At 34.6% G+C, this 11,774-nt stretch carries 12 protein-coding genes and 1 pseudogene; 4 read left to right on the top strand and 9 right to left on the bottom strand.

The window, feature by feature from the left end; all coding sequences use genetic code 11:
• Window positions 1–525: 525 nt before the first annotated feature.
• From SJY30_RS05915 to SJY30_RS05905, 3 genes are all read right to left on the bottom strand, one after another.
• On the bottom strand, window positions 526–1,221 hold the full coding sequence (locus tag SJY30_RS05915; RefSeq protein WP_396634662.1) for a hypothetical protein: 696 nt from the start codon (window positions 1,219–1,221) through the stop codon (window positions 526–528).
• 67 nt (window positions 1,222–1,288) lie between these two features.
• Window positions 1,289–2,146 (bottom strand): IS3 family transposase, encoded by an 858-nt coding sequence (locus SJY30_RS05910; RefSeq protein WP_396632138.1) that lies wholly within the window; start codon window positions 2,144–2,146, stop codon window positions 1,289–1,291.
• A complete protein-coding gene (locus SJY30_RS05905; protein ID WP_024479941.1) occupies window positions 2,146–2,517 on the bottom strand; it encodes a transposase in 372 nt (123 codons plus the stop codon). The genes SJY30_RS05910 and SJY30_RS05905 overlap by 1 nt, the downstream gene beginning before the upstream one ends.
• A gap of 63 nt (window positions 2,518–2,580) precedes the next feature.
• On the opposite strand from SJY30_RS05905, the gene SJY30_RS05900 reads away from it, so the two are divergent.
• Window positions 2,581–2,790 (top strand): hypothetical protein, encoded by a 210-nt coding sequence (locus SJY30_RS05900; protein WP_396634661.1) that lies wholly within the window; start codon window positions 2,581–2,583, stop codon window positions 2,788–2,790.
• Window positions 2,791–2,829: 39 nt separating this feature from the next.
• The gene (locus SJY30_RS05895; RefSeq protein ID WP_396634660.1) at window positions 2,830–4,401 is read left to right on the top strand and encodes an IS1182 family transposase; all 1,572 of its coding nucleotides are present in this window, start codon (window positions 2,830–2,832) and stop codon (window positions 4,399–4,401) included.
• 100 nt (window positions 4,402–4,501) lie between these two features.
• Here SJY30_RS05895 and SJY30_RS05890 read toward each other — a convergent pair whose 3' ends face one another.
• The 6 genes and pseudogenes from SJY30_RS05890 to SJY30_RS05865 form a co-directional block, all read right to left on the bottom strand.
• A complete protein-coding gene (locus tag SJY30_RS05890) occupies window positions 4,502–4,894 on the bottom strand; it encodes a hypothetical protein (RefSeq protein ID WP_396634659.1) in 393 nt (130 codons plus the stop codon).
• 63 nt (window positions 4,895–4,957) lie between these two features.
• Entirely contained in the window at window positions 4,958–5,722 is a 765-nt protein-coding gene (locus SJY30_RS05885) for a PoNe immunity protein domain-containing protein (protein WP_396634658.1), read from the bottom strand.
• A gap of 376 nt (window positions 5,723–6,098) precedes the next feature.
• A pseudogene (locus SJY30_RS05880) lies at window positions 6,099–7,457 on the bottom strand (ABC-F family ATP-binding cassette domain-containing protein); the annotation flags it as partial.
• A gap of 96 nt (window positions 7,458–7,553) precedes the next feature.
• The gene (locus SJY30_RS05875) at window positions 7,554–7,712 is read right to left on the bottom strand and encodes a lmo0937 family membrane protein (protein ID WP_396634657.1); all 159 of its coding nucleotides are present in this window, start codon (window positions 7,710–7,712) and stop codon (window positions 7,554–7,556) included.
• 2 nt (window positions 7,713–7,714) lie between these two features.
• Window positions 7,715–8,059 carry a hypothetical protein gene (locus SJY30_RS05870; RefSeq protein WP_396634656.1) on the bottom strand — a complete coding sequence of 115 codons (345 nt, stop codon included), beginning with the start codon at window positions 8,057–8,059 and terminating at the stop codon, window positions 7,715–7,717.
• Between the two features lie 131 nt (window positions 8,060–8,190).
• Window positions 8,191–9,354, bottom strand: coding sequence for a DUF3095 family protein (locus SJY30_RS05865; RefSeq protein WP_396634655.1), 1,164 nt, complete (start codon window positions 9,352–9,354; stop codon window positions 8,191–8,193).
• 428 nt (window positions 9,355–9,782) lie between these two features.
• Between SJY30_RS05865 and SJY30_RS05860 the strand changes: the two genes are divergently transcribed.
• Together SJY30_RS05860 and SJY30_RS05855 are read left to right on the top strand one after the other, a co-directional pair.
• Window positions 9,783–10,844: an endonuclease/exonuclease/phosphatase family protein gene (locus tag SJY30_RS05860; protein WP_396634654.1), complete on the top strand. Its 1,062-nt coding sequence runs from the start codon at window positions 9,783–9,785 to the stop codon at window positions 10,842–10,844.
• Window positions 10,845–11,143: 299 nt separating this feature from the next.
• On the top strand, window positions 11,144–11,767 hold the full coding sequence (locus SJY30_RS05855) for a LysE family translocator (protein WP_396634653.1): 624 nt from the start codon (window positions 11,144–11,146) through the stop codon (window positions 11,765–11,767).
• Window positions 11,768–11,774 lie beyond the last annotated feature (7 nt).

Raw genomic sequence — 11,774 nt, 5'->3', positions numbered from 1 at the left:
GAACTCTTTTAAAATGGTTTCTTTTTTTAAGTCCGTCGAAACCAAATAGAGATGGATTTATGTATATCGTTTTTATGCAGACTTATCCAAGAAATTGACAAGTCCGTCCACGCAACAGTTGCGTCTGAGTAAAGTCCGTCCGAGCGAGAACTTTGGCAAGGTAATTTTTTGATTAGATATCTGAAGTTTGAGAAAGAAACAAGCCCAAAGAAACCATTTTAAAAATGCGGATTTGCCCGAACCAAACTCTTATTATTTTTTAGATATTCAGGCTAATTGCGAACCGATTTGTCTTTTCCTGCAATATGTTTGCTAACGGTTTGGCTATGAACAGTAAGGGAGCAAACTAGCGTTTGCTTTCCGCCACGCACATAGCGAAATCTTTTGGTTTTGTTTTTTCTTTTTTTCTGTCAAAGCGAAATCCCAAAGATTTCGCGACATAATAAATATACTCAGACCTTGGCGTTTAAAATCTAAGCCCGTATTGTTTATAGGTATTGTTGCCATTTCGTTATTTTTTAAGACTCAATTATCGTACTTTATTTGATTATAATTATCACTTTTATCTAAATATGCTATTAAAGAAAGAAAGCTATCATATGATGATTTCCACATTGAAGAATTTTGATTAACATAAAACTTATATTCTTCATTTTTTGAGATTTTATATTCCTCATAGCGTGGGTTGCCATACATTTTCATTATTATCAAAGTTTTGAGAGTACAATTTCCAGTTATATAATTAGGAAACTCTTCGAAACTTAACTTTTCAAATATTTGATTGTTTACTGATTTAAGAGTAGGGAATTTGCTGAAAAAAGGAATTATGAAAGAGTCAATATGATTTATAATTTCATTTTCAAAATATTCAATGTTTGAAATTGTTTTAAGATTCAATGTTCCAAGTCTCTTGTGCATTTTAATCCAATCTTCTTTGTTTTTGTATAAATCATAATTGACTACTATAGCTTCGTAAATATTTGGTCTTAGTTCTATATATTCACTTAATATTTCTATTACATTTAAAAAGGAAATTCTTCCATAAATATTAACAAATCCTATTTTAGAAACACCTAAATCAAGAGTAATTCTATGGTCTATGTTATCATCTGATTTATAAAATTCTAAACCTCCATTATGTTCAGTGTAAATTGATTTATCAAATCCTCTGTCTTTTAATTTTGGAATTAAAGAGTTGAAAATATTTTGATTAAATCTCATATTAATGTATATGTATAATTTTTCTTAATGTCACGTCCTAAAATACGGCTACAGGTTAATATTAGTTTTAGGCGGCATATTGATGCACGTAATTAGGTGTTTTATAATCTAAAGATAAATGCAATCTTTTAGAGTTGTATAGTTTGATTGCATTTTTGGCTGCTTTTTTAGCATGAACCACACTGGTAAATGTCTGGTCAAGAAAAAATTCATCTTTTAGAATACCGTTTACCCTTTCGGCCAGGGCGTTTTCGTAGCAATGGTTTTCTTCGGTCATACTGATCTTGATTTTCTTTCTTTTTAGTATTTGGGTATAGACATTACTGCAATATTGAATACCTCTGTCCGAGTGATGAATAAGTCGGTCAATGTTCTTGGCATTGTAAATAGCCTTATTTAAAGCTCTGACACAACCTTTTAGTTCTAGGCTATCACTTAGGTCATATCCAACGATTTTACGTGAGTACATGTCCGTTATCAATGCTAGGTAACAGAATCCTTTAATGGTTCTGATATAGGTTATGTCGGAAGCCCATACTTGATTGGGTCTATTGATTTTCAAGTCTTTTATGATATTGCCATACTTGTAAAAGCGGTGATATGAATTGGTGGTTCTAGAGGAGTATTTCTTTCTTCTAATGAGCAATCGATTTTCTCTTAGGATACGGAACAGCTGGTCTCTGCCTACTTTTAAGTCGTACTTATGAAACTCATCTTTTAATGATCTCATGAGTTTCCTGGTACCTTCTCTAGGTAGTGTTCTTCTGCTTTTCCGAACAAGTTCGATTATATCCCGTTCTATCTGTTTTTTGATAACAAAACGTTTTTGGTATTTGTAATAGGCATCTCTTTTCAGATCAAAGGCATTACAGATAGTACCAATTGAATACAGCCTTTCATTACGGTTTATCGGTGCTACTTTCATCAAGGCTTTATGTTTAAGTTTTTTTTTAATTCTTCAACATCTCTATAGCCCAGGTTCTCGGCAGCTACCTCGAGATAGCTATCGGTCACCAGTTTGTCCAGGTCCTTTTTAATAAGAAGGTCCTTAAGTTGTTTCAACTCTTTTTGAAGGGCTTTGATACGGGAAAGTTCGTCGTCTGTTTGCACGGTTACACGGGTGTTCATTAAATCTTTACGGTCATACTTCTTGATCCATACGTTTATAGTACTGGATTGTATACCGTAAGTTAATGCAATTTGTCTTTTTGAATGGTTTCCTTTGGTAAGTTCTGCCAAGACTTTGAGCTTGAAGCTCTCACTATAGCGTTTTACATATCCATCATTTTTATACATATACTTGAAGTGTTTTGTATACATATTTCAGGACGGGTCATAATTAAGCACAACGTTTTAGCTATGAACAGTGCGGGAGCAAACTGGCGTTTGCTTTCCGCCACGCACATAGCAAAATCTTTTTGTTTTGTTTTTTCTTTTCCTTGTTTAAAGCAAAATCCCAAAGATTTTGCGGTCTTCATAAAAATACACAAACCTTTCGGTTTTGCCCCAAAGTCCGCATTACGTTTAGGTATTGTGCCTGTTGCACAAGTTAACGAAAAAACCATATAGGGCCAACGTGATCTTAACGTTGGGTCGTTAACTTTAGGTATGCAGGGAAAAAAGGATTACCAGGAAAAACTGTTCGCCCGTTTCCAATTGAGCGAGCGCATACCGAAGAACAATTTCTACAGGCGTTTAAAAGAGGTTCTGGACTTGGATTTTCTCTATAAGCTGACCAAAGGATATTACGGTGAAAGCGGTCAAAAAAGTATTGACCCCGTGGTCTTCTTCAAGTTATGTCTTGTCGGCTACTTGGAGAACATCATCAGCGACCGTAAGCTTATCGACCATTGTTCGATGCGTTTGGATATACTATTTTTCATAGGCTACGATATCGACGAGGAGCTGCCATGGCATTCTACCATAAGCCGTACCCGCCAACTTTACCCGGAGTCGGTATTCGAGGAAGTATTCACCAATGTCTTGAGTATGTGTGTAGAAAAAGGGATGGTTTCCGGTCATACCCAAGCAATAGATTCCGCACCTGTCAAGGCGAACGCGAGTATGGATACATTGGAGCTGAAGGTGCCCGAAGAAGATTTGGAAGAGCATTTGAAAAAAGTACGTGCTATAAGCGCAATGGACAAAGAAGTGCCACACCGCAAGAGCAAGGGCGATAGGTCGGACAAGGGTCAGCGAAGTGTGACCGCCAACAAGAAGGAACTCGATGCGATAAAGGGTAGGAACAAGAAATGGGCAAAAGATCAGGATCAACGACCTGGCGCCGGTATCAAAGGAGCAAAGTATACGAGCAACAAGACCCATTACAGCCCTACCGACCCCGATGCCAGGATAAGCGTAAAGCCGGGCAAGGCCAGAAAGCTGAATTACCTCAGTCAGTTGAGCGTGGATACCGCCCATCATGTAATTACCGATATCAGGGCGTACCATGCCGATGGCAAGGACAACCAGCAGTTACAGGATATCGTACGGCGCTTACAGAGAAGATTATGGCAACAGGGCTTCGTCTTTGAGAACTGCGTTGCCGATACGGGCTATAGCAGTGGCGAGAACTATGCCTTTTTGGAAAGCAGGGGACTCAAGAGCTTCATACCCGCCCACGGGACGTTCAAGGGCGGTCCCGATGGTTTCGTTTATGAACAAGAAACGGACAGCTACCGCTGTCCCCAAGGGAAAACGATACCGTTCACCAAGGAGTTCAGGGATCATCGCACGGGAACAAGAAAGAAGGAATACCGTGCAAGAAAGCATATCTGCACCGGGTGCCCCTTACGCACTAGCTGCCTGGGCAAAAGCGCACAGGAGAAGAAGTTCAGCGTTACCTATTACCGTGCGGAATATTTGCGTAACATCGCCCGGGTGGAGAGCCCACTGGGGCGGTATATGAAGGGCAAGCGGCAGAGCACGGTAGAGCCCGTTTTTGGAACCTTGACCCAGTTCATGGGACTGAGGAAGATAAATACCATCGGGCTTGCACAGGCGAACAAGGTAATGCACCTCTCGGCAATCGCCTACAATCTAAAGAAATACCTGAAATTCGAGAACAAATACCCGATAAGTGGGGCAGGAAAGCTCGCCCTGCCATTATTCGTAAAAATCATGGTCCATTACGTGAAAAGCCTTTCTCCAGTGCATCTAAAATTTAGGTTCATCTTCTGACATGGCATAAAAAAAGCCCCTTAAAGAGGCTTATATCGATAGTGATTATCTCTAATTATAGGCTTGTGCAACGGTTACTATTGTTGGCAGTAGTATTTTTCTACAAACTAGCTATTCCAACTAGAGTAGATATTAGTCCTATTATTAAGAGAAAAATACAACTTTTTAAATAATGAGCTGAAGATTTTAGTGTTGAGATTTTGGGATTTTTTTTTCGAACCATAATAGCAATAGATTCGCCTTCCATTGACTGAGTTTTGAATAAGTATTTTTTCTTATCGCTTATTTCTGTATTAATATATTCCTTTTCATTTATTTTGTACTTATAAGTGATTTCTGCCATTGTCATTCTTCTTCTCACTCCTTGGTCCTTACATACAGCTTTAATTACTGTCCCTTTAATTTTAATTCCAGTAGTAAAAAAAATATATTTTTTAAGATTAATCCCACCCCAGATTAACATTCCAATCCCAAACAGTAAAGCTAGAATCATTTTATCTATTAATATTTAATGTTAGCTTCTTAAAACTATATTGCCTATTTATTATATTCATTTTTAACTTCTTGTTCTCTCACGGTATTTCACTACTAGGTCATAAGGATAATTTTCATGTTCTTTAAATGCACTATCATCTATGTTTAATAAGGCAACTATTGCAGATGTTTCAAATGACCAGTATCCAAAATAAAAATGTTTTTCAGGTGTAGAGTTAATGTAATTATGCCAAGTCAACAATTTTGTGTTTTTATACCAAGATTTTAAATACATATATAAAGAAGATTTATCTAAGATAGTTAAATCAGTTTTTACAAGGTTTTTAAAAGGGTTATATGTAGTTTTCTTTTTTTCTAAATATGTTTTTCCATTTAGTCCAGAAAGAAGAAATAATATTAGTTCATCCTTAATGTTTCCTTTCTCTATAAGTCTAGTTAGGATGTTTATTTTATGGCTATCTACTCCCAATAATATAGATATTGATAGCACCCAAACCATATAGCAATAAGAGTTCAACCAATATTGGTCATAACTAGTTTGCATTTTTCCTTTTTTAAACTTGGTTGCCTCATCTTCCCATTCTTTGTTTATGTTTTCGAATATTTTATTAAATTTTTCATGTAATTCTTTTATAGAATCACCTCGACCGTAAGAAGCAATAAATATTTCTAATTTTTTAAAAAACAATCTATGATGTACTCTCGAAATATTATCTGCAGGAATTTGATTGTTATCTAATCTATAATATGATTCCGAAAGTAATTGGTTTTGAAGTTTAATGAAATCATTGTAATAACTTAAATCGGAAATTAAGGTGTCTCTCATTTGATAATATTACTGCCAACAACCGAATAAACGTACTTAGGTACGTTTATATCTATTTTATTATGAATTTAATTATTTACTTAACAGAAAGGAATAATTACTTCATTAAGTTAATTTCAGCAATACTTTTTATTCTATTTCGCTCTAAGAAAGCGTCAATAGTCTCAAAATGTTCGATAACGCGTTGTTCTTTAAATTCAAACACTTTTTGAGACAGGCCTTGTAAAAAATCTCGATCGTGAGAAACAAGAATAAGTGTACCATCGTATGTAGATAGCGCTTCTTTTAATACATCTTTAGATTTTAAATCTAAGTGGTTGGTTGGTTCATCTAATATTAAAAGGTTAACCGGCTCTAATAATAATTTTACCATCGCCAATCGTGTTTTTTCTCCACCGGAAAGCATACTTACTTTTTTATCAATATCGTCACCATTAAACATAAAGCGACCTAATATATTTTTAATCTGATTTCGAATGTCGCCAAAAGCCACTTCATCAACCGTTTGAAATATGGTAAGATCTGGGTCTAATAAAGAAGCTTGGTTTTGGGCAAAGTACCCTACCTTGACATTGTGACCTAGCTGACATGTGCCCTCTACGGGAATTTCACCCAATATGGCTTTTATCATGGTAGATTTACCTTCTCCGTTACGTCCTACAAAAGATACTTTTTCGCCTCTTGCAATAGACATATTGGCATCTTTAAAAACGACATGATTGTCATAAGATTTAGAAACTTCTTTTACGGTAACAGGATAATCACCTGATCTTGGAGCGGGAGGGAAGCGCAATTTTAAAGATGATGTATCTATCTCATCTATCTCGATAATGTCTAACTTTTCTAACATGCGCTCTCGCGATGTCACCTGATTTGTTTTAGAATAGGTGCCTTTAAATCGCTCTATAAAAGCCATATTTTCGGCAATGAACTTTTGCTGCTCTTGGTAGGCTTTTATTTGATGAGACCTACGATCTTCTCGTAATTGTAGATAATGGCTGTAGTTTGCTTTATAATCATAAATACGCCCCATAGTTACTTCTATGGTGCGGTTAGTAATATTGTCGATAAAAGCCCTATCGTGAGAAATCACCATAACAGCATTGGCTTTATTCAATAAGAAATCTTCTAACCAAATTACCGATTCTATATCTATGTGGTTTGTAGGCTCATCTAAGAGAATAAGATCCGGCTTTTGTAATAGAATTTTAGCCAATTCTATACGCATACGCCATCCACCACTAAACTCATTGGTTTGTCTTGTGAAATCTTCTTGTTTAAATCCTAATCCCTTTAATGCCTTTTCTACTTCTGCATCATAATTTACTTCGTCTAAAGCATAGTATTTTTCACCAAGGTCAGATACTTTCTCGATTATGCTCATATAGGCATCACTTTCGTAATCTGTTCTGGTCTCTAGTTCTTTATTAAGCTTATCCATTTCATCGCGCATGCTGAAAACATGCTTAAATGCTTTAGCAGCTTCTTCAAAAACGGTACAATTATCTTCTGTAAGTAGATGTTGTGGTAAATAAGCGATAACAGCGTCTTTTGGTACCCGAACATTGCCACGCGTACCTTTTTGCTCACCGGCAATAATCTTCATCATGGTAGACTTACCGGCTCCGTTTTTACCCATTAAGGCAATTTTATCGGTTGGGTTTATGACAAAGGAAACGTCACTGAATAGGGTAGTGCCACTGAATTCTACGGCTAGGTTATCTACTGAAATCATGCTTTTTATTTAAAAAAGCAAAACTAGTAATAAGATGTGGTGCTTGGTACTTACTATAGTAAAAAGTTATAGTAATAAATTCTACTTAAGTTTTGTTTAAATACTAGTTTTATTGCTCAACCAATTATAGATCAATAATAATACAGCTAGTAACAATAGTAAATGAACAAGTGCTCCCATAACCTTAAATACCACAAAGCCTAATACCCAACTTATGACCAATGCGGCAACTAAAAAATATATGATTTTTTTCATATCTATTTATTTAATGACCAGTTCATAATTTCATCGTGAATCTCTTGTTCAGATTTTTGTCTTCTTTTGGCGATATTACTTATTAAAGACTCTAAGCTATCTTTTTCTCCGTTGGTGTCAATATCTTCGGTTTCAGGGAAATTCGCTAAATATTCATCTTTTACTGCCAACCATTGTTTTTCTAAATGCAAATCATATTTTGCAGTAGCAACTCCGCCATTATTAACGGGTTTTCCAATAGATGGTTTTACTCCTTCGTTTTGAGATATACTATTGTTCTGAGGAGTATCGTTTTCTAAACCACCAGTACTTTTTGTTTTGTGAATACTTTTATCTTCTGTGATCATCTTTATAATTTTAATTATTTCTAATGACAGCAAGGTAGCCACACAATCAGATATAGATTTGCTCTAACATTTTATTAATTGACCTAATAAAACTTACAACGCTATAGTTAGAAGATATTTTGGGTTAAAACTTATAGGGTTTTTGCTTTTCTCTTGATTTTTAGCATTTTCGCCGCAGACGTGTATCCGCCTTCGGTACCGTCTACAAAATGGGAGTGACTGGTTTTCATATCCAATACATAGCAAGACATTACAGAGGCGTGCGTTACGTGAATACCATATATTACTTTATGTTCTGCCTCTAATTTATCAAGAAAGCTAGTAAACCGATCTATTTTATCTTGATCTGCAGTAAAAATGGTGTTGATCATACCGTCTAACATAAACGAGTGGGATAATTGACCAATTTGCTTTAAATACTGCTTGCCGCTTTTAGAAAGACTAAAGTATGCACGACCAATATTGGTTTTGATCCAATTTTTTAAAAAGTACGACCAACTTTTATCCGCGAGGCTTACTTTCATTTCTTCCCATATTTTGTATAAGCTGGCATCAAGTTTTAGGCGTTCGCTTTTTATGGGTTGCCGATCGTTAAAGGTTCCGAAAATTTCATCCATTTTAGATAATACCTCTTTATATATTTCTCGTTGTGCTTTTTCTTCAACGGCATCTAACAGCAGGCAAATCACTTTGGCTTGATTTTGATCAGGATTCACTTCTTCCCATCTACATTCCATTCCTTCCAAATTCAATAAGCTTTCATTGAAAGTAGCATGTGGTAGTTCTTTAAAATTAGATTTAATGATTTCTTCAGCTTTGTGTAAGCCGTTCCCCAATACGATGGGGATAGTTAAGCGTTGTGTTAATTGGAGTTTTGCAATCTTAAGGTGACATTGGTCGGATAATAGATTTTTTACAGGAACATGACCTACTCTTAATACTAAATTGGTCTTTCTTTTAATATGTAAACTATAATTGTCTAGTACGGCTATTACTTTATCTTTTAAGCTATACGGTATAAGGAAGGTGGCACCATCACCACCAAAAAAATAAGGAATCTCTATGTTTTTCTTTAATTTGCGTACTGTATTCAGAACTGAAATAATACTACCGGTCGCCGTTAAATTTACTTGATGATGATTACCATCTACTACGGCTTGCGTAGAGTTTTGAATATCTACTACGACAACGTGCCAAGTTTGGGGCACATCTAAAAAGTCAGATTCAGTAGCGAGAAGTTCTACTAATGGTTTCTTCGACTTTTTAAGCTCGGTATAGAATTTGGTATTTTTCATTCGCTATTTAGCTAGTCGCATTTAATAGTGAAAGTACGGGTTTATTCTTATAATACTGGTTTATTTAATTACTAGAAGATTATAATTGTTTTACACATTTGCTGTATTCGGTACAACTATATCTAGTAGATATTTTTGGTGCGTAACAAATTGTTTTTTTGTGTATCATCAATTAGACCTCACATCTTATACTAAAATTTTATTCGATTACGTGGTAAAATCAGGTGGTATAACCTTGAATTTCTAGCTGTAAAAAGTTAAAGCAACCTATGTTTCAAAAGCTTATTATATATAAAATAAGTAACATTTAATCTTATGAAATAAGGATGACGGGTTAACATTTTGTTTTATTGAAATAATAATTTGTAATTATTTCAAATACCTTGTGATCAACTAGATGACAACCAACTTTAATCACTATTCAAAAAATGTCGATATTAAAAATTATACTTCGGGTATTTGGGCTTATTGCAATTGTACTTACTATTTTTCCATACATTCCTTTGGATACTTGGGTGATTAGAGTGTTTGATTTTCCCCATCTTCAACTTACCGTTCTTACGGTGCTGGCATTTCTTACTTATTTTTTTAGGTTTGAAATTAAGAATCGGTTGGATCAAGTCGTAATCGTTTTTCTACTCGGCTGTATTATTGTTCAAGTCCAAAAGATATACACGTACACTCCTTTGGCTCAATATGAAATTTTAAATGCCAATGAAGATGCTGAGACTACTATTTCAATTTATGCCGCGAATGTGCTTCAAAAGAACGATAAGAAAAATTTAGTTGTTGAAGATGCTCAAGATAATTCTGCAGATGTGCTTTTATTTACGGAAACAAACGAAGAATGGATAACCAGTCTAAACAAAAGTTTTGGCAAAACCTATAAATATAAGGTTGAAGTTCCATTGGATAATACCTATGGAATGTTGCTTTATTCAAAGTATAAATTAGTAGATCCTAAGGTGAAATATATTGTAGAAGATACGATACCTTCGATACATACTAAACTAATTTTAGCATCTAAGGATACCGTTCAATTATTTGCTATACATCCCGCTCCGCCAACTCCTCAGCACAATCCTTCTTCGGTCGATCGAGATGCTGAAATGATGAAAATAGCACTAATGACAAATAGTTCAGATTATCCGGTTATTGTTTTGGGCGATTTTAATGATGTTGCATGGTCAGAAACTACAAAATTATTTCAAAGAGTCAGCGGTTTGTTAGATTCTAGAAAAGGCAGGGGACTATATAATACTTATAATGCCAAAAGTTATATTATGCGATGGCCATTAGACCATGTTTTCTCATCTGCCGAATTTAGGGTAAAAGATATTCAGGTAGGTAAAGATATTGGTTCGGATCACTTTCCTTTTTTTACAAATTTTACATTTGAACCATCTTTGTCTGTATCGCAAGAATTGACAGAACCAACAGAAGAAGAAATGAGAAATGCTAAAGACCAAATTGAAAAAGAGAATTCCTAATAAATTAACTTGCAATTCTGTTTAATTCAAATCACCTTTTGTGCTGAACTAAGTCTTATCAATCGATTTAGTATACATTAATGAAAATTAGATAAGAGTAAGTACACTCCATCCATCTAATTCGAATAACTAATTCTATATTTTACATGTTATCGATGCTTGAGCATTACTTAGTAAATAACATAAATATCAGACTCTGGTTTTTCTTTTTGATATAATTTTTAAGAGTTACAATTAGGTTGTAATGTATTAACAAGAACTGAGGTTTATGTATTTCTTTGTCAAAGAATTATAATTTCATGAGTATTTTCGTTTATATCATATTAGGTTTCATTATTGCATCTTTAGGAAGTATTACTCCAAGTTTTTTAAACTTAACTGTAGTAAAATATAGCTTAAGAAACGGTAAGCGAGCCGCAACTTATATTATTGCCGGCTATGCTACAGTGTTGTTCTTTCAGGCTAATGTAGGGGCGTATTTGGCAAACGTTCTTATGAAAAATTCAGAGTATATTACGTTGATTCAGCAAATAGGAACTGGTATTCTATTTGCCTTATCTATTAATTTTTTTAGACTTCATTTCAAATCAAAAGAAAAAGCGGCAGTTAAAGAAATTCCAAAATCCAAATCTTATTTCTATGGTGTTTTTATGTCTTCACTAAATATGATGGCAATACCGTTTTATTTTACTTTTATATCTCTTTTAATAGGATTTAATTATTTTGAGTATAGTTTAGCCAATGCGTTTTATTTCTCCATAGGTTCCACAATAGGTTCATTTTCCTTATATACTTTATATGCGATCATTGCTAAAAAGATTGAACATAGATTAAATTTTATCGCTTCGAAAATGGATTTAATATTAGGAATTTTAACTGCTGTGGTTGCTATAGCTAACTTAGTTTATTTGTTTACTAAATAGCGGTTTG

The sequence above is a fragment of the Maribacter sp. R86514 genome, from assembly GCF_044597005.1.
In the GTDB taxonomy this organism is placed as follows: Bacteria; Bacteroidota; Bacteroidia; order Flavobacteriales; family Flavobacteriaceae; genus Maribacter.
This window is presented reverse-complemented; position numbering and strand designations above follow the sequence as displayed.

Excerpts from the sequence above, each read along its gene's own strand:
- SJY30_RS05900 (WP_396634661.1), top strand. The coding sequence starts at position 2,581 with ATGAACAGTGCGGGAGCAAACTGGCGTTTGCTTTCCGCCACGCACATA.
- SJY30_RS05885 (WP_396634658.1), bottom strand. The coding sequence starts at position 5,722 with ATGAGAGACACCTTAATTTCCGATTTAAGTTATTACAATGATTTCATT.
- SJY30_RS05855 (WP_396634653.1), top strand. The coding sequence starts at position 11,144 with ATGAGTATTTTCGTTTATATCATATTAGGTTTCATTATTGCATCTTTA.
- SJY30_RS05860 (WP_396634654.1), top strand. The coding sequence starts at position 9,783 with ATGTCGATATTAAAAATTATACTTCGGGTATTTGGGCTTATTGCAATT.
- SJY30_RS05890 (WP_396634659.1), bottom strand. The coding sequence starts at position 4,894 with ATGATTCTAGCTTTACTGTTTGGGATTGGAATGTTAATCTGGGGTGGG.
- SJY30_RS05895 (WP_396634660.1), top strand. The coding sequence starts at position 2,830 with ATGCAGGGAAAAAAGGATTACCAGGAAAAACTGTTCGCCCGTTTCCAA.
- SJY30_RS05865 (WP_396634655.1), bottom strand. The coding sequence starts at position 9,354 with ATGAAAAATACCAAATTCTATACCGAGCTTAAAAAGTCGAAGAAACCA.
- SJY30_RS05915 (WP_396634662.1), bottom strand. The coding sequence starts at position 1,221 with ATGAGATTTAATCAAAATATTTTCAACTCTTTAATTCCAAAATTAAAA.
- SJY30_RS05910 (WP_396632138.1), bottom strand. The coding sequence starts at position 2,146 with ATGAAAGTAGCACCGATAAACCGTAATGAAAGGCTGTATTCAATTGGT.
- SJY30_RS05875 (WP_396634657.1), bottom strand. The coding sequence starts at position 7,712 with ATGAAAAAAATCATATATTTTTTAGTTGCCGCATTGGTCATAAGTTGG.
- SJY30_RS05905 (WP_024479941.1), bottom strand. The coding sequence starts at position 2,517 with ATGTATAAAAATGATGGATATGTAAAACGCTATAGTGAGAGCTTCAAG.
- SJY30_RS05870 (WP_396634656.1), bottom strand. The coding sequence starts at position 8,059 with ATGATCACAGAAGATAAAAGTATTCACAAAACAAAAAGTACTGGTGGT.